Genomic DNA, 26,837 nt, shown 5'->3' with positions numbered 1-26,837 from the left:
TCAGCGTGCCGGAGCGGGCACGCCCATGATGGCAAGGGCGCGCCGGGGGCTGCCGGCGAGCAGCGGCCCGAACGCAATCGCAAAGCCGAGGAACGCGACGACCCAGCCGCAGGCGGCGATGTGCAGCAGGACATCGCCATGCGCAGGCAACACCACGGCAGCGACCCGCGCCAGCGCCGCGACGATGATCGCAGCGTAAATCCCCTGCGTCGCGGGCGAGGCCGTCAACGCCTGTCCGGTATGCCCGAGGCTCGCGCGCGTCATCACCGCAAGCGTCATGGTTCCGGCCGCGCCAGCCATCCAGGCGTGAATGCCCGCGCTCGGCGGCAGCGCGCCGAAGACAGCCAGGGCATGCAGCAGGAAGCCCAGCGGCACGAAGACATAACCGACATGCAGGATCAGCAGCAGCCGCTCGCGCGTGGTGCGATCGCCGGCCCAGCGTGCTAGCCGGACCAGGTGCAGCCCGCCGACCAGCGCCATCACCGCGCCGGTGACCGTGTTCAGCGGCGCCACGATCCATGCGATCAGCGCGAGCGCGCTCAATCCGATCACCGCGCCGTCGAAACGCCCGAACGGCACCGGCAGGCGGCCGGGATTGAACTTGACCAGCCAGTTGCGGGTGAAGCTCGGGATGATGCGGCCGCCGATCAGCGAGATCAGCAGCACGACCACGCCGATGCCGACGCGGATGCTGACATCGGCCGCGCCCTCGAAGTGCGCTTCGAGATGGAAGGCGACGTTACCGGCGAGCAGCACCAGCACGAGCACTACCACCGGCAGATTGCGCCAATTGCCGCCCGCGATGATTTCGCGCGCGGCCGCGGCAACGACCAATGCCAGGAAGGCGGCATCGACGACGAGCGCGAACGCCCAACCGATATCGGCGGACAGGGTCACTGCAAAACGTCCGGCCAGCCACACCACCAGCAGCGCGCCCAGCGACGTCCCCTGGATCGGCAGCCGCCCGGTCCAGTTCGGGATCGCCGTGAACAGGAATCCCGTGATCACCGCCGGCAGGAAGCCATAGAGCATTTCGTGGACGTGCCAGTCGCGCGGCGCGAAGGCGGAACTGACGGAGAGTTCGCCATAGAACATCGGCAGCCAGGCCAGGATCGACAGCCCCGCCTGGATCGCGGCGAGCAGGAAAAACGGCCGAAAGCTGTTCGCAAACAGCGGCCAGCCCTCAAAGTTACGGGATCGGGCGCCAGCCATGGGGGCAACTCCTGTGAATTCGGACGGTCACGTGGATCGTCATTTGGAAAAATACTGCCGTCCGGCCGGCCCGTTTTGCGCTATCGCAAACTGCCTGACGAATACAGGTGCCATCACACTCCGAGCGCCAAGGAGGCAGAATGGCCAAGGTCGACACATCGCTGGTTGCGCATTTGCCGCTGTTTTCCGGCGTCAAGCCGGAGGACCTCGAGGAAATCCTGCGCGAGGCCCGCTCGGCGCGGTACCCCAGGAACACCGCCATTTTCGAACAGGGCGCCGACGCGCAATCCTTCTTCCTGCTGCTGCACGGCCACGTCCGCGCGGCCAAGACCACCCCGACCGGCGAGCAGATCGTGGTGCGCTACGTCGCCCCCGGCGAGACCTTCGGGCTCGCGATGGCGATCGGAGCCGCGCACTATCCGGCAACTGCGATGGCGGTCGACGACAGCGTGGTGCTGATCTGGCCGAATTCGGCCTGGCCGCGGCTGATCGAGCGGTTTCCGGCAATCGCCGCCAACACGCTGCAGACCGTCGGCGCGCGGCTGCAGGAGAGCCACACCCGCATCCTCGAAATGTCGACCCAGCAGGTCGAGCAGCGCGTCGCGCATGCGCTGCTGCGGCTCGCAAAACAGTCCGGCAAGAAGCTCGACCACGGCATCGAGATCGACTTCCCGATCAGCCGCCAGGACATCGCGCAGATGACGGGGACCACGCTGCATACCGTCAGCCGCATCCTGAGCGGCTGGGAGAGCCAAGGCCTGATCGAGAGCGGCCGCCAGCGCATCATCCTGCGCGATCCGCACAAGATCGTCGTGCTGGCGGAGCGTACGGCGGACGGCAATTCTGCGTAAGATAGGGGTGAGGGGCGCTTCCGCTTACGGCGCAAGCCCGCCCTCACCCGGGAATCCGCACGCGACCCGCGCGAACTCCAACCCGCCTCACGCCGGCACGCATTCGCACAGCGCAGCGAGGAATTTGTCGCGATCGATGCCATGCTCGCGGCAGGCGTCCTCCACGGTATGGAAGGTCGCGATCGGACAGCCGACGCAAGCCATCCTGAAGGCGAGGAACACGCGGATCGTGTGCGGCGCCGTACGCATGATGTCATCGACCAGATCGTCGGATCGGAAAGGCATGGACAACTCCGTTCCGAAGTGACGATAGCGGAGGGGCTCCGAGCTTCTTTGTTGAAGCGCAAGCTGGTGGTTGCTTCTTCGTCTCCCCGTTCTTACGGGAGACGTGAACTACACCGCCCTGCTGTGCAACTGCTTCCCCGGATCCAGATGCGCGTCGAACGCCGCGGCGACGCTGCGGACCAGGAAGCGCGAGTCGCTTGCGACCGCGAGACGGTCGCCGTCGAGCCTGACGATGCCATCCGAGATCAACGGCTTCAGGCGCGCGGCCGATTGCAGCATCACTTCGGGTTCCGCGCCATGGCGCGCACAGATGTCGCCGAGATCGGCGCTGAACTCGCACATGATGCGTTCGATGATGTCGGCGCGGAGCCGGTCGTCGTCGGTGAGCCCGTAGCCCTTCGCGGTGGCGAGGCGGCCGGCGGCAACGCTCTGGGCGTAGGCGCCGATCTGCACCTGGTTCTGCACATAGCCCTGCGGCAGATGCCCGATCGCGCTCGCGCCGAAACCGAGCAGGACTTCGCCCTTGTCGGTGGTGTAGCCCTGGAAATTGCGCCGCAGCGTCCGTTCCTCGAAGGCTACGACCATGGCGTCGTCGGGGCGCGCGAAATGGTCGAGCCCGATCTGGACGTAGCCGGCCTCCTTCAGCGCATTGGCGATCGCGCAGGCCTGGTCATGACGCGCGAGGCCGTCGGGCAGCGCGGCCTCGTTGATCATGCGCTGGTGCTTCTTGAAATCAGGCACGTGCGCATATCCGAACACCGAGAAACGATCGGGCCCGAGCTCGAGGCTGCGCCGAACGGTGTCCAGACAGGACGCGACGGTCTGGTGCGGCAGCCCGTAGATGAGGTCGAAGTTGATCCCGTTGATGCCGGCGCGATGCAGCCTATCGACGACGGAGGCCGTCTGCTCATAGCTCTGCACTCGATTGATCGCGCGCTGCACGACCGGATCGAAGCTCTGCACGCCCAGGCTCGCGCGGTTGACGCCGGAGAGCCGCATGGCCTCCACCATCTCTGATGTCAGCGTGCGCGGATCGATCTCGACCGCGATCTCGGCCGAGGGCAGCACGAAGAACGAATGGCGCATCGCCGCCATCAACTCGGCAAAGGCCTCCGGCGCCATGATGGTCGGCGTGCCGCCACCGAAATGGATGTGCTCGACCTTGATGCGTCGACCGATGGTCTCAGACACCTGCGCGATCTCGCTGCGCAGCGTCCGCTGATAGGCGGCGATCAGCCCGTCCCGGCGGACGATCTGGGTATGGCAGCCGCAATACCAGCACATCTCGCGGCAGAACGGCACGTGCAGATAAAGTGACGCGCTGGCGCCTGCCGGGAGCCCGGCGAGCCATTCTGCATAAGTATCCGGGCCGACCGCCGGCGAGAAATGCGGTGCGGTCGGATAGCTCGTATAGCGCGGCAGACGTTCTTCACCGTAGCTCGCTGCGAGATCGGTCCTCATATCTTACCCATTCGTAAATCGATGCCGCGCGGTGGCGCGGCAAATCCCGGATGGCATTGGATGACCCGTTTTCGGGCGGACCACCTTGCGCTCGCTCAAAGTCCGAGCGCCGGTTCGGAGCCATGATGACGTTCAATCATGACTCACTGGAGATAGGCCATGGCGGCGCTAGCGCTCGATCTCGTTCTCTGGCTCACCGGCGTTCGGGGTCATATCCCGCGCTTCGACGATTTTCGTCCCGTCCCCGCGGCACCCGCCGTCGGCGCAGGTTATCTCGTGCGGGTGCTGGCGATCACCGCCGCCATCTTTGCCGCGCTGTCGCTCGCGGTCTGGGGCACGGTCTGGATTGCGATCCAGCTTCTCTAATCGACAACCAAACATTCACAGTCGAGCGTCGTTGAACATGCGAACGATTTGCCGCTGGCGCAACTGACGCCGCGCGACGTCGTGCGCTTCGCACGGCCGATACGCGCTTCGGCAAACCTCCTAAGGATTTTACCGGAGGCGAATTCGGCAAAAGCTTGTCGCAGCGCAAACACTCTTGCCGTAACAGGCGCAGACTGCATCCGTCATCAAAACCCTTTCAGATGAAGGATGCTTCCGATGTTCACCCGCAGAGCCGCATTGATCAGCGCCGCCGCGACCGCCCTGATGCTCGCGACACCCACGTTCGCCGCCGGCGACCTCAAGCTGCCGCGGCAGAAGGTCGAGCTGGTCGCCCCGCCCTTCGTGCACGCGCACGAGCAGGCCACGACGCAGGGGCCCAAGATCGTCGAGTTCAAGCTCAACATCGAGGAGAAGAAGGTCGTCATCGACGACAAGGGCACCACGTTCCAAGCCATGACCTTCAACGGCTCGATGCCGGGCCCGCTGATGGTCGTGCATGAAGGCGACTATGTCGAGGTGACGCTGGTCAACCCCGCGACCAACACCATGCCGCACAACATCGACTTCCACTCCGCGACCGGCGCGCTCGGCGGCGCAGAGCTCACGCTGGTCAATCCCGGCGAGCAGGTCGTGCTGCGCTGGAAGGCAACGCGGACCGGCGTGTTCGTCTATCACTGCGCCCCGGGCGGCCCGATGATCCCCTGGCATGTCGTCTCCGGCATGAACGGCGCGGTGATGGTGCTGCCGCGCGACGGACTGAACGACGGCAAGGGCCACGCGCTGAAATACGACAAGGTCTACTATGTCGGCGAGCAGGACATGTATGTGCCGCGCGACGAGAAGGGCAACTTCAAGTCCTATGATTCGCCGGGCGAAGCCTTCACCGAGACCGAAGAGGTGATGAAGAAGCTGATCCCCTCCCACGTGGTGTTCAACGGCAAGGTCGGTGCGCTCACCGGCAAGAACGCGCTGACGGCCAAGGTCGGCGAGAACGTGCTGATCGTGCATTCGCAGGCCAATCGCGACAGCCGTCCGCACCTGATCGGCGGCCATGGCGACTATGTCTGGGAGACCGGAAAATTCTCCAACGCGCCGGAGACCGGGCTCGAGACCTGGTTCATCCGCGGCGGCTCGGCGGGCGCGGCGCTGTACAAGTTCCTGCAGCCCGGCATCTACGCCTATGTCACGCATAATCTGATCGAGGCCGCCGACCTCGGCGCCACCGCGCACTTCAAGGTCGAAGGCAAGTGGAACGACGATCTGATGACCCAGGTGAAGGCGCCCGCGGAGATACCGGCTCCCAACACCAACTAGACGCGACAGGGGGCCGGTGATCACCGGCCCCCTCTTCCTTTCGGGGGACGACCATGCTGATCGCATTCAAGCTGAAACTGCTGCTCGCCTGTGCCGCCGGACTCGCAGGGCCGATCGCGATGGCGCCGCTGGTCTCGGACATGGCGGTCCATGGCACGGCGACGGAGCCTGCCATCGTCAGGGTCGCGCCAGGCAGTCTCTCCTATCGCGAGGCCGGCGATTTCACCCGCGCGGGGCTGCAGGCCGAAGTGCCGCTGCGCGCGATGCGCTTCAACCGGCCGCTGCACATCATGCGGCACCAGGTCTCGTCATCCGACTATCAGCTTTGCGTGCAGGATGGCGCGTGCCGCGCGCTCGATCGCGGCGTCGCGATTGCGTTCGATCGTCCCGCGGTCCAGGTGAGCTGGCACGATGCGCAGGCCTATGCGGGCTGGCTGTCGCACAAGACCGGCCACACCTATCGCCTGCCGAGCGACGCGGAATGGGCCTTTGCGGCCGGCTCCCGGTTCAGGGACGACGGCGCGCCTGTGGACGCAGACGATCCTTCAAAGCGCTGGCTCAGCCGTTACGAGCGTGAATCCGAGCGCGACCTCTCCGACACGACGGCCTATCCGTTCGGCAAGTTCGGCACCAACGAGCACGGTATCGAAGATCTCGCCGGCAATGTCTGGGAATGGACCTCGACCTGCTTCGTGCGCTCGCGGATCGACGCAGCCGGCAAGGCCGGCCGCCCCACCGTGAATTGCGGCGTGCGCGTCGCCGAGGGTGCGCACCGCGCCTACGTCACCGACTTCATCCGCGACGCTCGCGCCGGCGGCTGCGCACAGGGCGTGCCGCCCGCCAATCTCGGCTTCCGCCTGGTGCGCGAGGAGCCGTCATGGGTCGCAAGCGTGTCGGCGCGGTGGGGCAAGGTGTGGGCGGCGAGGTCGTAGCGGCACACCGTCATTGCGAGCGCAGCGAAGCAATCCAGACTGTCGCCGGGGAGAGATTCTGGATTGCTTCGCTACGCTCGCAATGACGATGTGGAGATAGGTGCGCCACTCGCATGGCCGCCGTAGGGTGGGCAAAGCGTAGCGTGCCCACCAACTATTGCACTGAGCACGGATAGTAACGTGGGCACGGCGCTTCGCGCCTTTGCCCACCCTACAAGCTCAAACGAAAATGGCCGGGACGAAGCCCGGCCATGTCACGATCGTTCGCGACCGCTGTCTTACGTATTCTTCAGCGCGACGCGGAATTCGGCCTCGGTCTTGGCCTTGACCTCGTCAAGCGAGACGCCGTCGGCGAGCTCGATCAGGGCCATGCCGCCATCGCCATGCTTGTCGATGGTGAAGACGGCGAGATCGGTGACGACCATGTCGACCACCCGCTCGCCGGTCAGCGGCAGGTTGCACGTCTTCAGCAGCTTCGAGCCGTCTTTGGCCGAATGCTCCATCACGACGACGACGCGCTTGACGCCGGCGACGAGATCCATCGCGCCGCCCATGCCCTTGACCATCTTGCCGGGGATCATCCAGTTGGCGAGATCGCCGTTCTGGGCCACCTGCATGGCGCCGAGGATCGACAGGTCCATGTGGCCGCCGCGAATCATCCCGAAGGAATCCGCGCTCGAAAAATACGAGGTCGACGGCAGCTCGCTCACGGTCTGCTTGCCGGCATTGATGAGGTCGGCATCCACCTCGTCCTCATAGGGGAACGGGCCCATGCCGAGCATGCCGTTCTCGCTCTGGAGGCTGACATCGACGCCGTCGGGGATGAAGTTCGAGACCAGCGTCGGGATGCCGATGCCGAGATTGACGTAGTAGCCGTCGCGCAGTTCCTTGGCGGCGCGCGCAGCCATCTGTTCACGGGTCCAGGCCATCTTAGTCTCCTGATCTCAAGCTGCCGTGCGCGGGCGGGTGTTGCGGAATTCGATGCGCTTCTTGGCCGTACCGACCTCGACGATGCGCTTCACGAAGATGCCGGGCGTGTGGATGTGGTCGGGATTGAGTTCACCGGCCGGAACCAGATGCTCGACCTCGGCCACCGTGATCTTGGCGGCAGTCGCCATCATCGGATTAAAGTTGCGCGCGGTCTTGCGGTAGATGAGGTTGCCGGCGGTGTCGCCCTTCCAGGCGTGCACGATGGCGAGGTCGGCGAACAGGCCGCGCTCCATCAGGTACTTCTCGCCGTCGAACTCCTTCACTTCCTTGCCTTCGGCGATCAGCGTGCCGACGCCGGTCTTGGTGTAGAAGGCCGGGATACCGGCGCCGCCGGCGCGGATGCGCTCGGCCAGCGTGCCCTGCGGATTGAATTCGAGTTCCAGCTCGCCGGCCAGGAATTGCTGGGCGAACAGCTTGTTCTCGCCGACATAGGACGAGATCATCTTCTTGATCTGGCGGGTTTCGAGCAGGCGGCTGAGGCCGATGCCGTCGACGCCGGCATTGTTGGAGACGACCGTCAGGCCCTTGACGCCGGATTCGCGGATCGCGTCCGACAGCTCCTCGGCGATGCCGCAGAGGCCGAAGCCGCCCGACATGATCATCATGTTGTCTTTCAGAACGCCTTCGAGAGCCGACTTGGCGTCGGGATAGACCTTGTTCATGCAAATAACCTTCGGGTGAACCTTCGGCTGGCAGGCGTCGCGCCTCATTGGCGGCGATTATTAGGCGAAATCCTCCAAAGCCGTCAATGATACGGGGTTCTCCGTTCCGCCCTCCGGTGATAGAAGCTGCCCACGCCGTGGGCAGACCCGTCCGCGGCCTTGAAAGCGACAAGAAAACCCATCAAGTTGCGGGGGTTGGGCGTGGGCACGCAGGTTTCCCGGTCCGCTCTTCTGGCTCCAGCGACCAACCCGATCAGGACATGCCATTGACCATGGCCCAAGGAATGAAGCGCCTCGGGACGCCGATCGCGGCGCTGCTCGGCCTCGCGCTGATCGCCCTGATCGCGACCTCCTGGCTCATCAACCGCGACGCACTGCGCAAGGCGGTGGAAACGCAGATCCGCGACGTCACCGGGCTCGAGCTCAGCGTGGCAGGCAGCATCGACATTTCGCTGCTGCCGGCGAGCTACATTTCGTTCCATGACGTCGGCCTGAAGGGCGGCGGCACCAGCGATCCCGCGCTCCATGTCGACGTGCTCACCGCCAATCTCCGGCTGCTGCCGCTGCTGCTGCAGCGGTTCGAGATCGCCGACCTGACCCTGCTGCGGCCGCGCATCCATGTCAGCCTGAAGCAGGATGGCGAAAGCAACTGGACGCCCTTCATCCAGACCATTGCGCGCACCATGAAGCCGGGCGCCGAGAACCAGGTGTCGTTCTCCGAGATCAGGATCCAGGACGGTGTGCTCAATTACGAGGACGCCACCACCCACGCCGCCGAGAAGTTCGAGGACATCGACCTGTCGCTGGCCTGGCCCTCGATCTCGCGGTCCTTCGCCGCGACCGGACAATTCGACTGGCGCGGCGAGCGCGTCGACGGCTCGATCAGCTTCGCCGATTTCGTCGCCGCCCTCTCCGGCGACCGCTCCGGGCTGAAGGCGCGGATCGCCAGCGCCCCGCTCAAGCTCGCCTTCGACGGCAGCGTCGCCAACCGCACCAGCCCGATGATGGAAGGCACGCTCACCATCGACAGCCCGTCCTTGCGCAACGCGCTGCGCTGGACCGGTCAGCCGCAGCCCGGTAGCGGCGGCTTCGGCCGCTTCGCGCTGAAGGCGCGCGCCAATGTCGTCGGCGCCTCGATCGCGCTCACCAACGTCAATGTCGAGCTCGACGGCAACACCGCCGAGGGCGTGATGACCTACGCCAATAACGGCCGGCAGACGCTGCAAGCGACGCTTGCCGCCGACGCGCTCGACTTCACACCTTATATCTCGACCTTCCGCCTGCTCGCCAGCGGCGCCCGCGACTGGAACAGGCAGCTGTTCGATCTCAACGGGCTTTCGACCACCGACCTCGACATGCGCCTGTCGGCAGCAAGGCTGACAGTCGGGACGTCGAAACTCGGCCGCACCGCGATCGGCGCCAATCTGCGCAACGGCACGCTGGCGCTATCGGTCGGCGAAGCCCAGGTCTATGGCGGCATCGCCAAGGGCTCGTTCGGGATCGCGCGCTCCGACACCGTCGCCGACGTCAAGGCGCAATTCCAGTTCACCGATGTCGATCTCCAGGCCTGCGCCTCCGAATTGTTCGGCCTCAACAAGCTGTCCGGTCGCGGCAACATCAACGTCTCGCTGCTGGCCTCCGGCTCCAGCCCGTTCGGCCTCGTGCAGTCGCTCGACGGCACTGCCACCGTGACCGGGCACGACGGTGCGATCTCGGGCTTCAACGCCGAGCAGCTCCTGAAGCGGCTGGAGCGGCGGCCGCTGTCGGGTGGCGGCAATTTCCGCAACGGCTCGACCCCTTATGACACCCTCACCGTCGCGGTGAAATTCTCCGATGGGATCGCCACCGCCGAGGACATCCGCATCGAGGGGCCGGCTGCGAAGATCACGCTGACGGGCACTGCCTCGGTGCCGACGCGCGAATACGACATGAAGGGCGTGGCGAGCCTCAACACGACGTCCGGCTTTCAGTTGCCCTTCATGGTGCAGGGTCCCTGGGACGATCCGCTGATCTTCCCCGACCCCGAAAGCCTGATCCGCCAGTCGCCTGCGGCGTCCCCCTTCCTGGACCTTCTGAAGCGGCGCATCACCGGCGAGAAGCACCCTGCGCCGCCAGATTCGCCGACGGCCGAGAACGCCAAGGAAAACGCGAAGTCGAATTAGCCCGGAGCGGATCGGCTACGCGGGACGTCTCCACCAAAGCATGAGAAGCGTCCGTATTTCGCCACGATGATTTCATACCTGAGGTTGAGGCAGGATGAGACATCGCCCAATGGGAAGTTTTGGAAGATGCCGGGTGGCCGCGATCGTCGCGGCTCTCGCCTTCACGACCATGGTGAACGCGCAGAACGTTTCGCAGCCGAACGCCGGTGATCGGCCCCCCGCTCCACTCCTGCCCGCCGGGAAAGTCATTTTCGACGCCGCTGTGGCTCGTGCGAACCAAGGCACGAATGGCTTCGGCTCACCCCCTTCGTTTCCACTGCCCTCGTGCGGATTCCCTCACGGCCTGTGCGGCGCGGTGAACCGCGACGGTACGCTTGCGGTGCCGCCCGAATATGATTGGGTCGATACCTTCCATGAAGGCCGCGCGCTGGTGCGATCGAACGGCCGCTACGGCTATGTCGACACAAGCGGTCGCGTGATCGCAAAGCCGCAATATCCGATCGCAGATCGCTTCTCTCGCGGATTTGCGCAGATCGACGTCGGCGGACGGTCCGGCCTGATCGACTTGGACGGTAAGACGGCGCTTGAGCCCAAGTTCGGCTACGTCGTTCCCTTCACCGAGAGGGTCTTCTTTGCCACCGAGAGACGGACCACATCGGAAGGCATTGCGGGCACGGAGCAATTCATCCACGGGATTTTTGAACTGTTCGGCGCGATCGCAGACAGCAGGACGATCGCGGCGGCAGGCAAATGGGGTCTCGTGGACCGCTCCGGCGCCTGGCTTGTTCCGCCCTCTCTCGACGCGATCCTGCCGTATGACACCGACAGTTCAGCGCTCATGCTGGCAAGGGTCGAATCCGGATGGGGCGCGATACGTCCCGACGGGAGCTGGGAGCTCGAACCAAAATTCCAGCATCTTGGTTCGTTCGTCGACGGGATGGCCTCCGCAAAGATCAATGACCGCTGGGGTTTCATCGATCGCTCGGGACGCTTCAAGATCGAGCCAAAATTTGAGAGCGTCCATCAATTTTCACGCGACGCCAGATTTACGCCTGCCCGCCTGAAGGGGAGATCGGGCCTGATAAATCGTTCCGGCGAATGGGTCGTCCAGCCCCAGTACGAGAACATATTTTTGAAGGAGACCACGAAAGGGTCCTGGGACATTCAGAACGAGAAGAAGCACGGCCTTCTCGATGAAGACGCCAAGGTCGTTGTCCCGCCCTCGTTCGACCTTGCATTCGGACGATGCGCCAACGGGCGTATTGTCGGTGAGATCGACAAGAAGCCGCGGATTCTCGACGAGGATGGTAGGCCGATCGAACCGCAGGAAGGTGAGCTATCAAGGCCCGTGACCTGCGACGGACCTTATATCCTCAAGATCGGCGATAAATTTGCCTATGCGTCAGCCGATCTCACGCCGATGACGTCGCAGCGGTTTGATCGTGCCGGCCCCTTCTACAACTCTCTTGCCGTCGCCGGTCTTGGTGACAAGTTCGGATTATTGCGAGCTGATGCCACCTGGGCCGTCGAGCCCATTTTCGACGCGATCTCGCCCGGATTGCCGAACGGTTCGGTTCTGGCGCGAGCGGGTGACAGGAACGGCATCATCGATGCCTCGACTGGTGCGTGGATCACCACGCAGCGTTTTGAACGCATCTGCCACATCCGCCCTGATATGGCCATGGCATTCGAGGGTGGCAGACGCGGCATCCTCGATGCCCACGGTTCATGGTTGATCAAGCCACGGGATGGGCGGATCGGCATTCGGCTCCAGGACGGCCTGGTCCCGGCGCAATCGGGTGAGCGCTGGGGCTTTGCCGACGTGGAGGGGACGCTGGCAATCGAGGCAAGATATGACGCGCCCACGTTCTTCGATCGCGGCATCAATTGGGCCAGAACCGGTGAAGCCTGGTGTCCAATCGATCGCAGGGGACAGCCGATCGAAGGCCTTCAATGCCAGCCGTCGGACCCGCTGAAGAGACAGTTCGGCGTATTTGCGTGTCAGCTCTGAGGCCCTGAGCCCCTCATGCGAATTGATCCGGCCGAATTGATGCGGCGATTGGATCGATGCGCGGATTAAGCATCTCCGCTGGCCCGACACCCCACGACCTATGTCTGACAAGATGCCGCTAGATCGGCTGACGGCCATGCGCTAGTGTTTTATACGACCGGTTAAAAACACCGGCCGTTTGAGGGAGAAAAACGTGAGATCCAAGGTTATTGGCGCAGTTTCATTGGCGGTCGCTGCGGTTGGGCTTTTTGCGGCCACTGCACCCGCCTTTGCGCAGCAGAAGACGATCACGGTCTGGTGGGGCAAGGGCTTCTATCGGTCCGAAGACGACGCGCTGATCGAGACGATCAAGAAGTTCGAAGCCAAGACCGGCATCAAGGTCGAATTGTCGCAGTACGCGATCCAGGACATGATTCCGAAGACGGTCGCCGCGCTCGATGCCGGCACCGTGCCCGATGTCGCCTATTCCGATTCCTACGACGTGCAGGCGCAGGGCAAGTGGGCCTATGAGGGCAAGCTCGAGGACCTCACGGACGTCATGGAGCCGATCAAGGGCCGGTTCGTGCAGAACACGCTGGATGCGTCGATCCTCTATAACGACGTCACCAAGAAGAAGGCCTATTACGGCTTCCCGCTGAAGCAGCAGAGCATGCATGTCGAGATCTGGAACGACATGCTGGAGAAGGCCGGCTTCAAGCTCGCCGACATCCCGACCGACTGGGCGGGCTACTGGACGTTCTGGTGCGACAAGGTGCAGCCGGGTATCCGTAAAGCCACCGGCCAGCGCATCTACGGCGTCGGCCAGCCGATGGGCGTTGAATCCACCGACGCCTTCCAGTCGTTCTACACCTTCATGGACGCCTACCACGTCAAGCTGGTCGACGACGACGGCAAGCTCCTGGTCGACGATCCCAAGGTGCGCGAGAATCTGATCAGCGCGCTGAAGGATTACACCGACACCTATATCAAGGGCTGCACGCCGCCCTCTTCCACAACCTGGAAGGACCCCGACAACAACGTCGCCTTCCACAACAAGACCATCGTGATGACCCACAACTTCACGATCTCGATCGCGGCGAAGTGGTTCGAGGACTCGCAGAACCAGGCGCTCACGCAGGAGCAGCGCGACGCCGGCAAGAAGGCCTATGAGCAGGACATCGTCACGGCGTCCTTCCCGAAGGCGCCCGACGGTTCGACCATCCGCTACCGCTCCGACGTCAAGACCGGGCTGGTGTTCACCGCGGCCAAGAACAAGGCCGAGGCCAAGCAGTTCATCAGCTTCCTGCTCCAGGAAGAGAATGTTCGCCCCTATATCGAGGGCGCGCTCGGCCGCTGGTTCCCGGTGACGAAGGAAAGCCAGGCCAGCCCGTTCTGGCAGGCCGACAAGCACCGCAAGGCGGTCTACGCCCAGTTCACCGGCGGCACCGCCGCGTTCGACTTCACCAAGAACTGGAAGTTCACGATCCTCAACAACGAGAACGTCTGGGCCAAGGCGATGAACCGGGTCGTCAGCGAAAAGGTCCCGGTCGACAAGGCCGTCGACGAGCTGATCGCCCGCATCAAGCAGGTTGCAGGCTAAATCCTCTTTCTTCCTCTCCCCGCTGGCGCGGGGAGAGGCGAAACGCTAATACCGGCCGCCTCGTGCGGCCGGAAGTCCTTTCAAAGAGTCCTGAAGAATGGCGATTACGCTCTCTGGCGATCAGTCGATGCCCGCTCCGCCCTTGTCGTCGCGGCTGACCCCGGCGCAGGTCTGGGGCATCGTGCTGCTCGCGCCCTATCTGCTCGTTTTCCTCGCCTTCGTCGTCTATCCCGTCTGCTACGGGCTGTGGCTGGCGCGGGCCCCGTCGAATTATGTCGCGCTGTTTCACGATCCGATCTTCGCGCGCGCCGCGGTCAACACGCTGATCTTCCTGGTCATCGGCATCAACATCAAGATGCTGATCGCGTTGTTCCTGTCCGGCTTCTTCGCGCAGCAGCGCACCTGGATCAAATGGCTCTCGGTGATCTTCATCCTGCCCTGGGCGGTGCCGTCGATCCCGACCATCCTGTCGGTGCGCTTCATGTTCAATCCCGAATGGGGCGTGGTCAACCACCTCATCTTCTCCCTCACCGGCGATGACGGCCCGAACTGGCTGAACGACCCCGCCGTGGCGCTGAGCATGGCGATCGGCGTGCACATCTGGAAATCACTGCCGTTCTGGACGCTGATCCTGATCACCGGACGCCTTGCGATCGCGCACGATCTGTTCGAGGCCGCCGAGGTCGATGGTGCGAGCTGGTGGCAGAAATTCCGCTACATCACCTGGCCGTCGATGCAGACGCTCTACATCACCTGCACGCTGCTCTCGATGATCTGGACGCTCGGCGATTTCAACAGCGTCTATCTGCTCACCGGCGGTGGCCCGGCTGACCTCACGCACGTGCTGGCGACGCTCGGTATCCGCTATCTCCGGCTCGACCAGCTCTCGCTCGCGATGGCCTCCATCGTCTGCGCGATGCCGTTCGTCCTGCCGCTCGTGTACTTTATGATGAAACGGTTGTCGCGATGAAGCTTCCCGGCGTAAGCGAATTTTCCTGGCGCGACGTCGCGATCGAAGCGCGGCTGCTGCTGATCGGTATTCCCGTCTTCCTGTGGACGATGATTCCGATCTACCACATGTTCCTGTTCGCGATCTCCCCGAAGGAGGACGCGTTCTCGGGCAAGCTGTGGCCGGATCATCCGACGCTCCACAACTTCGAGATCGTGTTCAAGCAGCAGCACTACTTCCTGCGCGACTTCTACATCCAGTTCTGGAACTCGACGGTGATCGCAGTCTCCGTCGGCGTGCTGACGCTGTTCATCGCCACCGCCGCGGCGTTCGCGATCTCGCGATTGAAGGTGCCGGGCGGCCGCACCGTGTTGAACCTCGCGCTCTTCACCTATTTCATCCCCGCGGCGTTCCTCGCCGTGCCGATGTACCGCACCATGGGCAATTACGGCCTGCTCAACAATCACTGGTCGCTGATCCTGGCCATGGTGACGATCGCCAGCCCCTACGCGATCTGGGTGCTCAAGCAGGCCTCCGACAAGCTGCCGGTCGAGCTGGACGAAGCCGCGGTGATGGACGGCGCCACGACGCTCCAGATCTTCCGCCTGGTCTACCTGCCGCTGATGATGCCCTCGCTGGTCGCGATCGGCACCTATGCGGTGCTGCTCGCCTGGAACGAATATCTCTACGCGTTCCTGCTTCTGTCCAACGACCGCGAGATCACCCTCCCCGTCGCGCTTGGCAACTTCCTCGCTGCCGACGATTCGCCCTGGGAGCTGTTGATGACCACCGGCTTCATTTACGCGCTGCCGCCGGCCGCGGTCTATTACGCCTTCCGCCGCTACATGGTGGGCGGGCTCACGGCAGGCGCGGTGAAGTCCTGACAATCGAGAGCCTCGTTCCGATGGAATCGGAACGGGGCCCTCGATTCTTGCGTTGACGCGTTTTCATTACGCGAACCGGTATCCGCTTCGCTCGAAAGCGCTCCGGGACGCATCGCGTCGCCGCAAGCAGGGCGTTCGAGCGACGACGTGGACAATTGCGGGTTGTCCACGCCTGCTCTAACCTCGCAGCCCTGTCACGGGGCACGTCACCATGCGCGGCAACGACGCGATCCATCTCGGCCTGATGCTGCTGGCGTTCGCGGCGTCCTATCTGGTGCCGTTCGAGCTGCTGCTGCTGGCCTATGTCGTGCTCGGCCCGGCGCACTACTTCACCGAGATCTCGTGGCTGCACGATCGCAGCTATTATCTGCCCCATCGCGGGATCGCGGCGATCCTCGCGATCGTCGCCGTGGTCTCGGTGCTGATCGACAACGCCTCGTGGTTCGGCCTTGCGATGTGGGGCGCGCTGGTCGTCTGCGCCATGCTGGCAGCCACCACCTCCGCGATCGAGAGCATGCTGCTGTTCATGGTGGCGATCACCCTGTCCGCCATCATGTATTCGAGCGGATCGTCGCTCGCGGTCATCGGCATCCTGATTCCGACCCTGATCCACGTCTCGCTGTTCACGCTGATCTTCATGGTGCTCGGCGCGCACCGGTCGGGCAGCCGCGTGCAGGCTGCGCTGGTGGTCGTCTATCTGCTTGCGGTCGCCATGATCCTGTTGCTGCCGCCAACGGCCGAAATCCGGATCTCGAGCTTTGCCCGAGTCGGGCAGGACTATTTCGGCAATGTCGGTCCGGCGCTGGGCCGGCTGTTCGGAGTCCCCGGCCTCGTCCTCGACACCCGGCTGACGAGCCTGCTCGCTTTCGTCTACACCTACCACTACCTCAACTGGTTCATCAAAGCCGACGTCATCCGCTGGACTGAGGTGCCCAAGGCGCGGCTGGCGGCGATGGCCGCCGCAAGCGCCGCCTCCACCGCGCTGTACTTCTACGACTACGCTTTCGGCTTCACCTTCCTGCTGGCGCTGAGCCTGATTCACATCCTGCTCGAGTTTCCGCTCGACAGCCTCGCGCTGCGGCAGCTCGGTGCCGCGATGCAGGGCGCGGTGCGCGCGCGATACGCGGGGCCCATCGCGGCCTCCGCGACGCGGTCGCGTTCTACAGGCACCAAGGCCGCGAAACGCGCAACCCGGTCACGCTGATCATCTCTCCGCGCTCTTGCGTCGATACGCGACCAGCAGGGCGATCGTCGAGCCGATGAAGTAGCCGGCGGTCGCGCCCGAGATGGCGCGGCCGGCGACGATCGCCAGCGCGCGGTCGCCCGCATCGATCGCCGAGATCACGCCGACCGCATATTGCGAGGCGAAGACAATCAGGTTGCGGACCAGACCAAATGGACTGCCCGGACGGATGATCCGCCCGGTCGCGTGATCGACGTCGAACGGGCGCGGCGTCAGCACACCGAGCGGCAGCAGCGCCAGCGCGGCCGCGATCCATGCGACCAGCGGCCAAACGCTGTCTTGGTGGCCGAAGCCGAGCCGCGAAATCCCCCAGACGATGAACACGACCGGCACGATCAGCGCGCGCCAGATCGGCGTCGTGCGCGGCTGCATCGCCTGAACGCCCTGCCACACCAGAAAAGCGAGCAGCATCCAGACCCAGACCGGCGTATGGATCAGGATCTGGTAGGCGAATGTCATGATTGCTCCGAGCCTACAGCGGCGCCGCGCTCTCGCCCTGCGAGCTCGACAGTTTCGAGGCAAGCGAGGCGATGACGATGACCACCGCGATCAGGGCGATCACCAGCGTGCAGATCGCGTTGATCTCGGGCTTCACGCCAAGCCGCACCTCGGAATAGATCCGGATCGGCAGCGTCGCCGAGCCGGGGCCGGTGGTGAAACTCGCGATCACGAGATCGTCGAGCGACAGCGTGAAGGCCAGCATCCAGCCCGCCACGATCGCGGGCGCGATCAGCGGCAGCGTCACGGCGACGAAGGCGCGAACCGGGTTGCAGCCGAGGTCCATCGCCGCCTCCTCCAGCGAACGGTCGAGCGAGCCGAGGCGGGACTGCACGACCACCGCGACGAAGCACATCGTCAGCGTGGTGTGGGCGATCGTCACCGTCCAGAAGCCGCGCTCGGCGTTGAGCGCGACGAACAGCAGCAGTAGCGACAATCCGGTGATCACCTCCGGCATCACCAGCGGCGCGTAGAGCATGCCCGAGAACAGCGTGCGCCCGCGAAAGCGCTCGCCGCGCGACAGCGCAACGGCTGCGAGCGTGCCGAGCAGCGTGGCGATGGTCGCTGAGGAGACCGCGACCCGCAGGCTCATCCAGGCCGCCTCGATCATGGCGCGGTCATTGAAGAACTCGTGGTACCAGCGCAGCGACCAGCCGCCCCACACCGTCACCAGCCGCGAGGCATTGAAGGAGTAGATGACGAGGATGAGGATCGGCAGATAGAGGAACGCCAGACCCAATGCGAGCGAGGCGATGTTGAAGCGGGACAGGCGGGAGACCTTGCGCATCGCTTCAGCGCCCCTGTTCCAGCTGCCGCTTCTGCAGCCGCTCGTACAGCAGCAGCGGCACCAGCAGCACCACCAGCAGCACGATCGCCGCTGCGGACGCCACCGGCCAGTCCTTGTTGGTGAAGAATTCGAGCCACAGGGTCTGGCCGATCATCAGCGAATTGGAGCCGGCCAGAAGGTCCGGGATCACGAACTCGCCCACGATGGGGATGAAGCACAGCAGCACGCCGGCGCCGACGCCGGGCAGCGACAGCGGAAAGGTGACGAGCCAGAACACCTGCCAGGGCGGCGCGCCGAGATCAGAGGCCGCCTCCTCCAGCACCGGCTCCATTTTCGCGAGCGTGGCGTAGAGCGGCAGGATCATGAACGGCAGATAGGAATAGACGATGCCGATATACATCGCGGTGTCGGTCGAGAGCCACACCACCGGCTGGCTGACCAGATGCAGCGCGAGCAGGATCTGGTTCAGCAGGCCGTCATGCTGAAGGATGTTGATCCAGGCATAGATGCGGATCAGGAACGAGGTCCAGAACGGGACGATCACCAGCACCATCGCCACCGCCTGCCAGCGCTTCGGCAACCGCGCCATGCCGTAGGCGATGGGATAGCCGATCACGAGCAACAGCGCGGTCGCGGTGACGGCGACGGTGAGGCTGCGCACATAGGCGAATACGTAGATGTCGTCTGAGGCGAGCAGCTTGAAATTGTCGATCGACAGCGCGGCAAATGCCGTCTTGAGCGCCTCCCATCCCGCCATCAGGTCGAACACCGGCTCGTAGGGCGGCTGTGCGATCGCCGTCTGCGACAGGCTGATCTTGAGCACGAAGCCGAACGGCACCAGGAAGAACAGCAGCATCCAGACATAGGGCGCGATCGCGGCAAAGCGCGCCGGCCTTGCGAAGATGCGGCGCGAGCTCATGATTGCAGCACCACGCAGTCGTCGGGCGTGAACCAGGCGACGACATGCTGGTTCAGGCTGTAGGCGTCGACGTCGAGGCGCGCGCTGTTGGGGACCGACGCCTGCAAGATTCCGCCGGCATCGAGCTTCACCTTGAAGGTGGTGGTGCCGCCGAGATAGCAGATGTCGGCGACCACGCCGTCCAGGCTGTTGATCGCCGTCTCACGACCGGCCTCGCTCACCGGCCCGCGGCGCGACAGCTTGACCTTCTCGGGGCGGATCGCGACCGACAATTTTCCCGCGCCGACGCCTTCGCGCGGCTCGGCCACCACCAGCGCACCCGCATCGCGCGTGCCGATGATCAGACGATGACCGTCGCGCAATTTGGACTCGCCGTCGAACAGATTGATGTCGCCGACGAACTCCGCGATCCAGCGCGAGCGCGGCGCTTCGTAGAGTTCACGGGGGCTCGCGACCTGGGCGAGCTTCCCGGCCTTCATTACGCCGATCCGGCTCGCCATGGTCATGGCTTCCTCCTGATCGTGGGTGACGATGATGAAGGTCATGCCGAGCCGGCGCTGCAACTCCATCAGCTCGCCCTGCGTACTCTCGCGCAGCTTCTTGTCGAGCGCCGCGAGCGGCTCATCGAGCAGCAGAAGCTGCGGCCGGCGCGCCAATGCACGCGCCAGCGCCACGCGCTGACGCTGACCGCCGGAGAGCTGGTCGGGCCTGCGCTTCTCCAGCCCCTCGAGCTTCACCAGCGCAATCATTTCCGCCACGCGCGTGGCGATGTCGGCACGCGCCATGCCGGCCCGCTTCAGGCCGAAGGCGATGTTGTCGCGCACGGAGAGATGCGGAAACAGCGCGTAGTTCTGGAACATCATGTTGATCGGGCGTTCATGCGGCAGCGCCTGCGCGATGTCCCGGCCGCCGAGCAGGATGCGCCCCTCGTCCGGCGCCTCGAACCCGGCGAGCATGCGCAGCAGCGTGGTCTTGCCGCAGCCACTGGGCCCGAGCAGCGCAAAGAACTCGCCGGCCTTGATGTCGAGCGACACGCCGTCCACGGCCCGGAACGTCCCGAACGTCTTGGCGACGCCCTCGACGCGCAGCAACGGCTGCCCCGCCGCAGGAAGCGCATCTCCGCCGGCCGCATTGGCCGCGGCGTCTGTTCTAGGCAACTCGTCCGTCATGGTCCCTGCCAACCCCGATTCCGCCGCACGCTAGCGGTCGATCGTCCCCAGCTCAACCGGTTCGGGGCGCGTCGTTCACATCACATTCGCCATGAACGCGGCCAGCGCGTCACGGTCCGCCGCGGGCATCGTCAGACCCAGCTTCGAGCGCCGCCACAGAATATCCTCTGGAAAACGCGCCCATTCGTGGTTCATCAGATAGCGCACTTCGGCACCGGTCAGTTCGGGGCCGAAGGCGGGTCCGAGTTCGTCGCGGGTCTTCGCCTCGCCGAGCACGGCCGGCAAGCGCGAGCCATAGGCCGCGACCAGACGCTGGGCCTGCGGCTCCGACAGAAAGCGCCAGCGGTCGCGGGCGAGGTCCACTTCGGTGTCGAAACGGTCCCAGGCAAAATCTCCGCCGGGCAACGCGGCGCCGGCGGTCCGGGGCGGCGACATCGGATAGAACGGCGTCAGCCTCGTCACCGCCCGCTCGGCGCGCAGGCGCGAGGTGGTGACGTCGCCGCCGAACATCGTGATCAGCGGCGCCTTGCGCCGGCGCGCGTGGAACAGCGTCGTCCCGTCGCGCCGCCGCATGGACGCCAGCGTCAGGTTGACGCCGGAGACCGCGCGCACCACGTCGGTGGGCGCGACGCGCTCGCGGAAATAGCGGCTGGCGGCCTCGCAGAGATAGCTGACGTCAGCCCCAGGCATCGCCACGATCGCGGGATCACCGGTGAAATCACGAGTGACCGTGCCGATCAGCGTGAAATCGCGCTCGAGGGGGCTCGCGAAGATCAGCCGCCCATCGCTGTTTTGGAAGACGTAGACGTTATCGGACTCGAACAGCTGCGGCACGATGATCTGGCTCATCTGCATGGCCACCATGGCAGGCTGCGGCTGGCGCAGCACGGTCTCTGCGACGATCGACGTCCAGCCGCCGGTGGCATTGGCCAGCGCCCGGGCCGTGACCACACGGCGATGGCCACGATCGACCACCGCGAGGCGCCATGTGTCGGTTCGATCGGCGCGGACACAGCGCGCCCCGGTCCGGATCGCAGCGCCGCGTTCGGCGGCGTCCAGCGCCGTCAGCACCACCAGGCGGGAATCATCGACGACGCAGTCCGAATATTCGAAAGCCGTTCCGAACGGGCGCTTCAGCGCGTTGCCGACCGGATGATGCGTGATGTCGAGGGTTGTCGCGGCAGGCAGGCCGCTCCGACCGGTGAGGCTGTCATAGAGGTACAAGCCGGCGCGCAGCAGCCAGGGTGGACGCTCCTCGGAATGGGCCGGGATCACGAAACGCATCGGCCGGACCAGATGCGGCGCGATGGCAAGCCAGGTCCGGCGCTCGGCCAACGCCCGGCGCACCCGCCAAAAACCGCGGCGTTCCAGCACCGACAGATCGCCATGGATCAGCCGTGGCGTCGCGGATGACGCCGCGCCGCCGAGATCGCCCTGTTCCAGCAGAATGACCCGCAGGCCGCGGCCGGCCGCATCGCGGGCGAGGCTGACACCGTTCAGGCCGCCGCCGATGATCGCAAGGTCGTAATCCGCCATGAAGCCGTCGAATGGGAGCTAGCTCCCGCCATCACTAGAGCCATTTCCATTCCGATGAAATCGGAACGAGGCTTTGGATTCTTGTTTTGACGCATTTTCTTTGCGCGAACCGGTATCCGCTTGGCTCGATAACGCTCTAGCCGGTCTTGAGCGCAAGCTCCATGGTCTCGGCGCGGCCGACGAGGCCGGCATATTTGCCGATCGGCAGCGGCTTGCCGAGCAGGTAGCCCTGCACGCCGTCGCAGCCCTCCTTGGCAAGAAAGACGAGCTGATCGAGGGTCTCGACGCCCTCGGCGATGATCGACATTTCGAGGCCGTGGCCGAGATCGATCACGGCGCGGACGATAGCCGCCGATTGCGGGTTGCGGCCGAGATTCATGATGAAGGCGCGGTCGATCTTGATCTTGTCGAACGGGAACGCCTGGAGATAGCTCAGCGAAGAGTAACCGCTGCCGAAATCATCCATGGAGATGCGCACGCCGAGCGCCTTCAGCCGGCGCAGCAGTGCAAGACCCCGATCAAAGTCCTCGATGAGCACGCCCTCGGTGATTTCCAGCTCGAGCCGGCCGGGTGCCAGGCCCGTCTCGATCAGGATTGAATGGACCAGCCCGACCACGTCGCCGTGCATGAACTGCACCGGCGACAAATTGACCGCGACCTGGAGCGGCTTCGGCCAGGACGCCGCCTCGCGGCAGGCCTCGCGCAGGATCCACTCGCCCATCTCGACGATCAGGCCGCTCTCCTCCGCGATCGGGATGAACTCGGCCGGCGAGACCTGGCCGCGCACCGGATGCTGCCAGCGCGCCAGCGCTTCGAAGCCGATAATCTCGCTCTCGGCGACGCTGTGGCGCGCGATGCCCTGCGGCTGGAACGCGAGCGACAATTCGCCGTTCTTGATCGCTTTCGACAGGTCCTGGTGCAGCACGCGGCGGTCGCGGATCTGCTGGTCCATCTCCGGCTGGTAAAGGCCGATCGTGCCGCGCGACTTCTGCTTGGCGCGGAACAGCGCCGCGCCGGCATTGGCCAGCAGCGATGCGCCGTCGGCACCATTATGCGGGAAGATCGACATGCCGGTGGTGACGCCGGCGCGGACCGCCCGGCCGTCGATCTGAAATTCCTGGGCAACGGCCTCGCCGAGCTGCTGCGCCAGCGCAAGGCCCGCCTCCGGCTGCTTGCCGTCGATGATGAGGCCGAACTCGTCGCCGGACAGGCGCGCCACCACGCCGCCGCGCGCGGAATCCTGAAGCCGCTGGGCCACCTCGATCAACAGCTTGTCGCCGAGCGCATGACCGAAGACGTCGTTGACCTCCTTGAGGCCGTCGAGGTCGAGGCAGAGCACGGCGAACTCCTCGCTGGTGCCTTCGCAGGCCTCGATCATCTGGGTCAGCGCCTGGAGGAAGGCGGCGCGGTTCGGCAGATCGGTCAGGCCGTCGTGATAAGCCATGTGCGCCATGCGCGACTCGGTCTGCCGGCGATCGGTGACATCTTCGTGGGTCTTGATCAGATATTGCGGCTCGCCGGCATCGCTCAGCACCGTGGCGCGGCGGGTCAGGAACAGCCGCAGGCCGTCCTTGGTGGAGATCGGGTGCTCCTCGGTGATCATCCCGCGCTTCTTGATCGCGGCCTCGTCGCGCGCGATGATCAGCTTGGCTTCCTTGGGATTGAAGATGTCGGAGGCGGTCAGGCCCGTGGCCTCCTCGCGCCGGCGGTTGAGGATCGTCTCCGCGCTGCGATTGGCGAGCAGGTAGCGGCCGTCCTTGACCTGCTCCACGATGAGCGCCACCGGAATGTTGTCGACCACAAGCTCCAGGAACTTCTTCGTGCTCTCCAGCTCCTGCGACAGCGAGCGGCGGTCGGTGATATCCTCGAACACGAGCATCAGGAATTCGGGCTTGTTGCTCTCGTCGCGGACCACGATCCGGATCGAGGCAACCATGCGCCGTTCACCGGCGCGGTCGACCTCGAATTCATTGCGGAACTGGCCGTCCGGCGAATTCAGTGCCGCCTTGTCGGCCGCCTCGATGCTGGCCGTCGAGATGGGCGCGAACAGCTCCCGCGCATTCTTGCCGACGGCGTGGTCGCGCGAGAACCCCCAGAACCGTTCATAGGCGCTGTTGGCGAAGATGTAGCGACCGTCCTCGATGTTCTTCGCAGCGACGCAGGCCGGCACGTGGTCCAGCACGGTTTCCAGGAATTGCTTGGTGGAGGCGAGCTGCCGTGACAGCTTGCGCTGATCGCTGACGTCCAGATGCGTCGCGACCGAGCCGCCGTTCGGCAACACGAAATATTTCACCAGGATGGCGCGGCCATCAGGCAGTTCGGTGATCAGGCCGTTGGGGCTCGCCGCCTTCTCGTAGAACTCATCGTCGGAGACACCGCCGAGGACGTCGCGCTTGCGCCTGAGTTCGAGGATGTCGTAGCCGGTCATCCCGGTCCACAGATCCGAGCGCGCCAGGCCGTAGATCTCGAGATAGCGGTCGTTGCAGAACATGATGCGTCGTTGCGCATCCGTCATCACCACGCCCTGGTTGAGATTGTTCATGGCGGAGGAGACGAAGGCGTTGCGCCGCAGCTGCAAGCGCTTGGTGCGGCGCAGCGAGGAATGGATCCACAGCGCGATGGCGGCCAGGAACGCACAGACGACGATGCCGCCGATCAGCGCTTCCCAGACCAAATTGGGATCGAGCTTGCCTGGCGGCGCGAAGCTGTCCGAGAGCGCAAAGGCGCGCGCAGGCGCGACCGCGCTGCCCAGGCACACGACGGCCTGCACAGCAATCGGAAGCGTGCTGCCCACGTGCCAGTTCTTCTCAGCCATCAGCCACCCGCGCTTTCAACGTCGGATTGTCTGGCTTCACGGGTTTGGATCGGGTAAACGCCTGTACGCGCAACAGAAAAATGTGACGCCAAATACGGCAATTGCCCTGACATGATAAATGCTTCCTTAATGGAAAACGGCCCGGTGCCGTGGTTCTCAGGCCTGATGCCACCGTTGCTTTCAATGGATACACTGCACAACCATGGATAGGGTCGACTGCGTCGTCATCGGAGCCGGCGTGGTCGGGCTCGCGGTGGCTCGAAAGCTTGCCCAGGCCGGGCGCGAGGTGATCGTGCTCGAGGAAGCCGAGGCCATCGGCACCATCACCTCCTCGCGCAACAGCGAGGTGATCCATGCCGGGATCTATTACCGCGCCGGCAGCTGGATGGCGCGCATGTGCGTCAGCGGCAAGCATGAGCTGTACCGCTACTGCGGCGAGCGCGGCATCCCGCACAAGAATTGCGGCAAGCTGATCGTCGCGACCAGCGCCAAGGAGACCGAGAAGCTGCAATCGATCAAGGCGCATGCCGAGGCCAATGGCGTGCTCGACATGCAGCTGCTCACCGGCGAGGCCGCGCGCGCGCTGGAGCCGGCGCTCGCCTGCGATGCCGCGCTGCTCTCGCCATCGACCGGCATCATCGACAGCCACGCCTACATGCTCTCGCTGCGCGGCGAGGCCGAGGCAGCCGGCGCGGCCTTCGCGTTTCACACCCCGCTGATCCGCGCCAAGGCAGCCGGCGATGCGATCGAGATCGAGGCCGGCGGCGAAGCGCCGATGACGCTGCAATGCGGCCTGCTCGTCAACGCCGCCGGGCTCTCGGCGACAACGGTCGCACGCCACATCGACGGCATGCCGATCGACCGGATTCCACCCGCCTATCTCGCCAAGGGAAACTATTTCAGCTGCAACGCCAGGGCACCGTTCTCGCACCTGATCTATCCGGTGCCCGAGCCAGGCGGGCTCGGCGTGCATCTGACACTGGACATGGCCGGGCAGGCACGCTTCGGCCCCGACGTCGAGTGGATCGAGACGATCAATTACGAGGTCGATCCATCACGCGCCGAGCGCTTCTATCCGGCGATCCGGAGATACTGGCCGACGCTGCCCGACGGCGCGCTGATGCCGAGCTATTCAGGCATTCGCCCGAAGATCGTGCCGCCGGCGGTGGCCACGCAGGATTTTCTGATGCAGGGCCCGCGCGATCACGGCGTCGAAGGCCTGATCAACCTGTTCGGCATCGAATCGCCGGGACTGACGTCATCGCTCGCGATCGCGGATCACGTCGCCGAGCTCGCAGGCATCTAGGGGATTTTCCATCGGAGCGGAAAGGCTCCAAGTGCCGTGCAAATAACTTTGCACGCTGCGCACCTTCATGCAGGGATGAGCGCAATAGCTCTCACCCCTGCATGAAAGGGTAAGTTCAACTCTACACTGTTACAGGGGTTACTAGTGGAGCGTGTCGCCGGTGTGCTTCAAACGCTCGATCTGGTCCTTGACCATCAACTTCCGTCGCTTCAACTCAACAATTTGCAGGTCGTCTGTTGAAAGGTGCACGAGAGCTTCGTGCAATTCGTTTTCGAGCGTTTTGTGCTTCCGTTCCAATTCAACCAGATGTGCCTGAATTGTCATTCGAAACCTCCTCGGTAGGGGGAAACCTTGGATTCGATCCGGACAAACAAGTGTACATCACCGATTCGTTCTGTCGATATGTATCCGTCGTCGCAGCGTCATTTTTGAAAATTCATATGTAACGAATCGTGAGTAAGGAACCACGCTGGAAAAATCCATGATATCAATGTGCTTGCGCAACGCCGCAACGAATCGTCGAAATATCTTGCGAGAGTTCGGTGAGCGGCGGCCCGAGATCGCTTGCGATCACGGCGCGCAAGGACGATAATTTCCACAGGGCATCCACAGCCTTGAATCTCACGCCCATCGGGTTTTCGGCCACCGCGAACATGACCAATGAAGACGAGCGTGAGCTCGAAGCCGAGCTCACCCGGTTGCAGCAAGAACACCGAGATCTCGACGCCGCGATCGATGCGATGCATCAATCGCCTGCCCCCGACCTGTTGCGGTTACAACGGTTGAAGAAGCGCAAGCTGTTGTTGCGCGACCGTATCGCGTTCATCGAAGACCAGATCACGCCGGACATCATCGCCTGAACCGCGAGGCCCTTTTCGTGGCAGC

Annotated in this window: 24 protein-coding genes; 12 read left to right on the top strand and 12 right to left on the bottom strand. The window is 64.4% G+C overall.

The window, feature by feature from the left end:
• Positions 1 to 1,212, bottom strand: a complete 1,212-nt coding sequence (locus tag ABIA90_RS12585; RefSeq protein ID WP_354120093.1) for an NnrS family protein — start codon at positions 1,210 to 1,212, stop codon at positions 1 to 3.
• Between the two features lie 140 nt (positions 1,213 to 1,352).
• On the opposite strand from ABIA90_RS12585, the gene ABIA90_RS12580 reads away from it, so the two are divergent.
• A complete protein-coding gene (locus ABIA90_RS12580; protein WP_354120092.1) occupies positions 1,353 to 2,063 on the top strand; it encodes a Crp/Fnr family transcriptional regulator in 711 nt (236 codons plus the stop codon).
• 87 nt (positions 2,064 to 2,150) lie between these two features.
• Here ABIA90_RS12580 and ABIA90_RS12575 read toward each other — a convergent pair whose 3' ends face one another.
• Together ABIA90_RS12575 and hemN are read right to left on the bottom strand one after the other, a co-directional pair.
• The gene (locus tag ABIA90_RS12575) at positions 2,151 to 2,348 is read right to left on the bottom strand and encodes a DUF1858 domain-containing protein (protein WP_074119546.1); all 198 of its coding nucleotides are present in this window, start codon (positions 2,346 to 2,348) and stop codon (positions 2,151 to 2,153) included.
• 108 nt (positions 2,349 to 2,456) lie between these two features.
• Positions 2,457 to 3,809 (bottom strand): oxygen-independent coproporphyrinogen III oxidase, encoded by a 1,353-nt coding sequence (hemN, locus tag ABIA90_RS12570; protein ID WP_354120091.1) that lies wholly within the window; start codon positions 3,807 to 3,809, stop codon positions 2,457 to 2,459.
• Positions 3,810 to 3,968: 159 nt separating this feature from the next.
• Here hemN and ABIA90_RS12565 point away from each other — a divergent pair, with 159 nt between their 5' ends.
• The 3 genes from ABIA90_RS12565 (at position 3,969) to ABIA90_RS12555 (ending at position 6,442) form a co-directional block, all read left to right on the top strand.
• Positions 3,969 to 4,175, top strand: a complete 207-nt coding sequence (locus tag ABIA90_RS12565) for a hypothetical protein (protein WP_354120090.1) — start codon at positions 3,969 to 3,971, stop codon at positions 4,173 to 4,175.
• A gap of 237 nt (positions 4,176 to 4,412) precedes the next feature.
• Positions 4,413 to 5,510 carry a copper-containing nitrite reductase gene (gene nirK, locus ABIA90_RS12560; RefSeq protein WP_063986094.1) on the top strand — a complete coding sequence of 366 codons (1,098 nt, stop codon included), beginning with the start codon at positions 4,413 to 4,415 and terminating at the stop codon, positions 5,508 to 5,510.
• Positions 5,511 to 5,563: 53 nt separating this feature from the next.
• A complete protein-coding gene (locus tag ABIA90_RS12555; protein WP_354120089.1) occupies positions 5,564 to 6,442 on the top strand; it encodes a formylglycine-generating enzyme family protein in 879 nt (292 codons plus the stop codon).
• A gap of 278 nt (positions 6,443 to 6,720) precedes the next feature.
• Here ABIA90_RS12555 and ABIA90_RS12550 read toward each other — a convergent pair whose 3' ends face one another.
• Both ABIA90_RS12550 and ABIA90_RS12545 read right to left on the bottom strand, forming a co-directional pair.
• Complete coding sequence (locus ABIA90_RS12550) at positions 6,721 to 7,371, bottom strand: 3-oxoacid CoA-transferase subunit B (RefSeq protein WP_354120088.1); 651 nt, start codon at positions 7,369 to 7,371, stop codon at positions 6,721 to 6,723.
• Between the two features lie 15 nt (positions 7,372 to 7,386).
• On the bottom strand, positions 7,387 to 8,094 hold the full coding sequence (locus tag ABIA90_RS12545; protein WP_028151658.1) for a CoA transferase subunit A: 708 nt from the start codon (positions 8,092 to 8,094) through the stop codon (positions 7,387 to 7,389).
• A gap of 272 nt (positions 8,095 to 8,366) precedes the next feature.
• Here ABIA90_RS12545 and ABIA90_RS12540 point away from each other — a divergent pair, with 272 nt between their 5' ends.
• From ABIA90_RS12540 to ABIA90_RS12515, 6 genes are all read left to right on the top strand, one after another.
• Positions 8,367 to 10,256 carry an AsmA family protein gene (locus tag ABIA90_RS12540; protein ID WP_166353372.1) on the top strand — a complete coding sequence of 630 codons (1,890 nt, stop codon included), beginning with the start codon at positions 8,367 to 8,369 and terminating at the stop codon, positions 10,254 to 10,256.
• Between the two features lie 355 nt (positions 10,257 to 10,611).
• Positions 10,612 to 12,267, top strand: coding sequence for a WG repeat-containing protein (locus ABIA90_RS12535; RefSeq protein ID WP_354120087.1), 1,656 nt, complete (start codon positions 10,612 to 10,614; stop codon positions 12,265 to 12,267).
• A 193-nt stretch (positions 12,268 to 12,460) separates the two neighbouring features.
• Positions 12,461 to 13,846 (top strand): ABC transporter substrate-binding protein, encoded by a 1,386-nt coding sequence (locus ABIA90_RS12530; RefSeq protein WP_063981139.1) that lies wholly within the window; start codon positions 12,461 to 12,463, stop codon positions 13,844 to 13,846.
• 97 nt (positions 13,847 to 13,943) lie between these two features.
• Positions 13,944 to 14,816, top strand: a complete 873-nt coding sequence (locus ABIA90_RS12525; RefSeq protein ID WP_028151661.1) for a carbohydrate ABC transporter permease — start codon at positions 13,944 to 13,946, stop codon at positions 14,814 to 14,816.
• Positions 14,813 to 15,679, top strand: a complete 867-nt coding sequence (locus ABIA90_RS12520; RefSeq protein WP_028151662.1) for a carbohydrate ABC transporter permease — start codon at positions 14,813 to 14,815, stop codon at positions 15,677 to 15,679. The genes ABIA90_RS12525 and ABIA90_RS12520 overlap by 4 nt, the downstream gene beginning before the upstream one ends.
• Positions 15,680 to 15,890: 211 nt before the next feature.
• Positions 15,891 to 16,883, top strand: coding sequence for a hypothetical protein (locus tag ABIA90_RS12515; RefSeq protein ID WP_354120086.1), 993 nt, complete (start codon positions 15,891 to 15,893; stop codon positions 16,881 to 16,883).
• On the opposite strand, the gene ABIA90_RS12510 is transcribed toward ABIA90_RS12515, so the two are convergent.
• The 6 genes from ABIA90_RS12510 to ABIA90_RS12485 all read right to left on the bottom strand — a co-directional run bounded on the left by ABIA90_RS12510 (position 16,884) and on the right by ABIA90_RS12485 (position 24,646).
• Positions 16,884 to 17,381 (bottom strand): DUF6622 family protein, encoded by a 498-nt coding sequence (locus ABIA90_RS12510; RefSeq protein ID WP_354120085.1) that lies wholly within the window; start codon positions 17,379 to 17,381, stop codon positions 16,884 to 16,886. It abuts the gene before it with no gap.
• A 13-nt stretch (positions 17,382 to 17,394) separates the two neighbouring features.
• The gene (locus ABIA90_RS12505) at positions 17,395 to 18,207 is read right to left on the bottom strand and encodes an ABC transporter permease (protein ID WP_028151664.1); all 813 of its coding nucleotides are present in this window, start codon (positions 18,205 to 18,207) and stop codon (positions 17,395 to 17,397) included.
• Between the two features lie 4 nt (positions 18,208 to 18,211).
• Positions 18,212 to 19,126 (bottom strand): ABC transporter permease, encoded by a 915-nt coding sequence (locus ABIA90_RS12500; RefSeq protein ID WP_354120084.1) that lies wholly within the window; start codon positions 19,124 to 19,126, stop codon positions 18,212 to 18,214.
• Positions 19,123 to 20,295 (bottom strand): ABC transporter ATP-binding protein, encoded by a 1,173-nt coding sequence (locus ABIA90_RS12495; RefSeq protein ID WP_354120083.1) that lies wholly within the window; start codon positions 20,293 to 20,295, stop codon positions 19,123 to 19,125. The genes ABIA90_RS12500 and ABIA90_RS12495 overlap by 4 nt, the downstream gene beginning before the upstream one ends.
• A gap of 75 nt (positions 20,296 to 20,370) precedes the next feature.
• The gene (locus ABIA90_RS12490) at positions 20,371 to 21,831 is read right to left on the bottom strand and encodes a glycerol-3-phosphate dehydrogenase (protein WP_354120082.1); all 1,461 of its coding nucleotides are present in this window, start codon (positions 21,829 to 21,831) and stop codon (positions 20,371 to 20,373) included.
• A 136-nt stretch (positions 21,832 to 21,967) separates the two neighbouring features.
• A complete protein-coding gene (locus ABIA90_RS12485) occupies positions 21,968 to 24,646 on the bottom strand; it encodes a sensor domain-containing protein (protein WP_354120081.1) in 2,679 nt (892 codons plus the stop codon).
• Between the two features lie 202 nt (positions 24,647 to 24,848).
• Between ABIA90_RS12485 and ABIA90_RS12480 the strand changes: the two genes are divergently transcribed.
• A complete protein-coding gene (locus ABIA90_RS12480) occupies positions 24,849 to 25,952 on the top strand; it encodes an NAD(P)/FAD-dependent oxidoreductase (RefSeq protein ID WP_354120080.1) in 1,104 nt (367 codons plus the stop codon).
• Between the two features lie 141 nt (positions 25,953 to 26,093).
• On the opposite strand, the gene ABIA90_RS12475 is transcribed toward ABIA90_RS12480, so the two are convergent.
• Positions 26,094 to 26,276 carry a YdcH family protein gene (locus tag ABIA90_RS12475; RefSeq protein ID WP_008131172.1) on the bottom strand — a complete coding sequence of 61 codons (183 nt, stop codon included), beginning with the start codon at positions 26,274 to 26,276 and terminating at the stop codon, positions 26,094 to 26,096.
• 329 nt (positions 26,277 to 26,605) lie between these two features.
• On the opposite strand from ABIA90_RS12475, the gene ABIA90_RS12470 reads away from it, so the two are divergent.
• Positions 26,606 to 26,812 carry a YdcH family protein gene (locus tag ABIA90_RS12470; protein WP_063986093.1) on the top strand — a complete coding sequence of 69 codons (207 nt, stop codon included), beginning with the start codon at positions 26,606 to 26,608 and terminating at the stop codon, positions 26,810 to 26,812.
• Positions 26,813 to 26,837: the final 25 nt, after the last annotated feature.

Source organism: Bradyrhizobium sp. LA6.8 (assembly GCF_040547935.1).
Lineage (GTDB): Bacteria > Pseudomonadota > Alphaproteobacteria > Rhizobiales > Xanthobacteraceae > Bradyrhizobium > Bradyrhizobium barranii.
Note: the sequence above shows the minus strand (reverse complement) of the source record. Positions and strands in the feature narration are given on the sequence as shown.

Coding starts and splice junctions, on each gene's coding strand:
- ABIA90_RS12500 (WP_354120084.1), bottom strand. CDS start 19,126: ATGAGCTCGCGCCGCATCTTCGCAAGGCCGGCGCGCTTTGCCGCGATC.
- hemN (WP_354120091.1), bottom strand. CDS start 3,809: ATGAGGACCGATCTCGCAGCGAGCTACGGTGAAGAACGTCTGCCGCGC.
- ABIA90_RS12550 (WP_354120088.1), bottom strand. CDS start 7,371: ATGGCCTGGACCCGTGAACAGATGGCTGCGCGCGCCGCCAAGGAACTG.
- ABIA90_RS12565 (WP_354120090.1), top strand. CDS start 3,969: ATGGCGGCGCTAGCGCTCGATCTCGTTCTCTGGCTCACCGGCGTTCGG.
- ABIA90_RS12490 (WP_354120082.1), bottom strand. CDS start 21,831: ATGGCGGATTACGACCTTGCGATCATCGGCGGCGGCCTGAACGGTGTC.
- ABIA90_RS12485 (WP_354120081.1), bottom strand. CDS start 24,646: ATGGCTGAGAAGAACTGGCACGTGGGCAGCACGCTTCCGATTGCTGTG.
- ABIA90_RS12555 (WP_354120089.1), top strand. CDS start 5,564: ATGCTGATCGCATTCAAGCTGAAACTGCTGCTCGCCTGTGCCGCCGGA.
- ABIA90_RS12475 (WP_008131172.1), bottom strand. CDS start 26,276: ATGACAATTCAGGCACATCTGGTTGAATTGGAACGGAAGCACAAAACG.
- nirK (WP_063986094.1), top strand. CDS start 4,413: ATGTTCACCCGCAGAGCCGCATTGATCAGCGCCGCCGCGACCGCCCTG.
- ABIA90_RS12525 (WP_028151661.1), top strand. CDS start 13,944: ATGGCGATTACGCTCTCTGGCGATCAGTCGATGCCCGCTCCGCCCTTG.
- ABIA90_RS12510 (WP_354120085.1), bottom strand. CDS start 17,381: ATGACATTCGCCTACCAGATCCTGATCCATACGCCGGTCTGGGTCTGG.
- ABIA90_RS12520 (WP_028151662.1), top strand. CDS start 14,813: ATGAAGCTTCCCGGCGTAAGCGAATTTTCCTGGCGCGACGTCGCGATC.
- ABIA90_RS12575 (WP_074119546.1), bottom strand. CDS start 2,348: ATGCCTTTCCGATCCGACGATCTGGTCGATGACATCATGCGTACGGCG.
- ABIA90_RS12480 (WP_354120080.1), top strand. CDS start 24,849: ATGGATAGGGTCGACTGCGTCGTCATCGGAGCCGGCGTGGTCGGGCTC.
- ABIA90_RS12505 (WP_028151664.1), bottom strand. CDS start 18,207: ATGCGCAAGGTCTCCCGCCTGTCCCGCTTCAACATCGCCTCGCTCGCA.
- ABIA90_RS12585 (WP_354120093.1), bottom strand. CDS start 1,212: ATGGCTGGCGCCCGATCCCGTAACTTTGAGGGCTGGCCGCTGTTTGCG.
- ABIA90_RS12470 (WP_063986093.1), top strand. CDS start 26,606: ATGACCAATGAAGACGAGCGTGAGCTCGAAGCCGAGCTCACCCGGTTG.
- ABIA90_RS12580 (WP_354120092.1), top strand. CDS start 1,353: ATGGCCAAGGTCGACACATCGCTGGTTGCGCATTTGCCGCTGTTTTCC.
- ABIA90_RS12495 (WP_354120083.1), bottom strand. CDS start 20,295: ATGACGGACGAGTTGCCTAGAACAGACGCCGCGGCCAATGCGGCCGGC.
- ABIA90_RS12540 (WP_166353372.1), top strand. CDS start 8,367: ATGGCCCAAGGAATGAAGCGCCTCGGGACGCCGATCGCGGCGCTGCTC.
- ABIA90_RS12515 (WP_354120086.1), top strand. CDS start 15,891: ATGCGCGGCAACGACGCGATCCATCTCGGCCTGATGCTGCTGGCGTTC.
- ABIA90_RS12545 (WP_028151658.1), bottom strand. CDS start 8,094: ATGAACAAGGTCTATCCCGACGCCAAGTCGGCTCTCGAAGGCGTTCTG.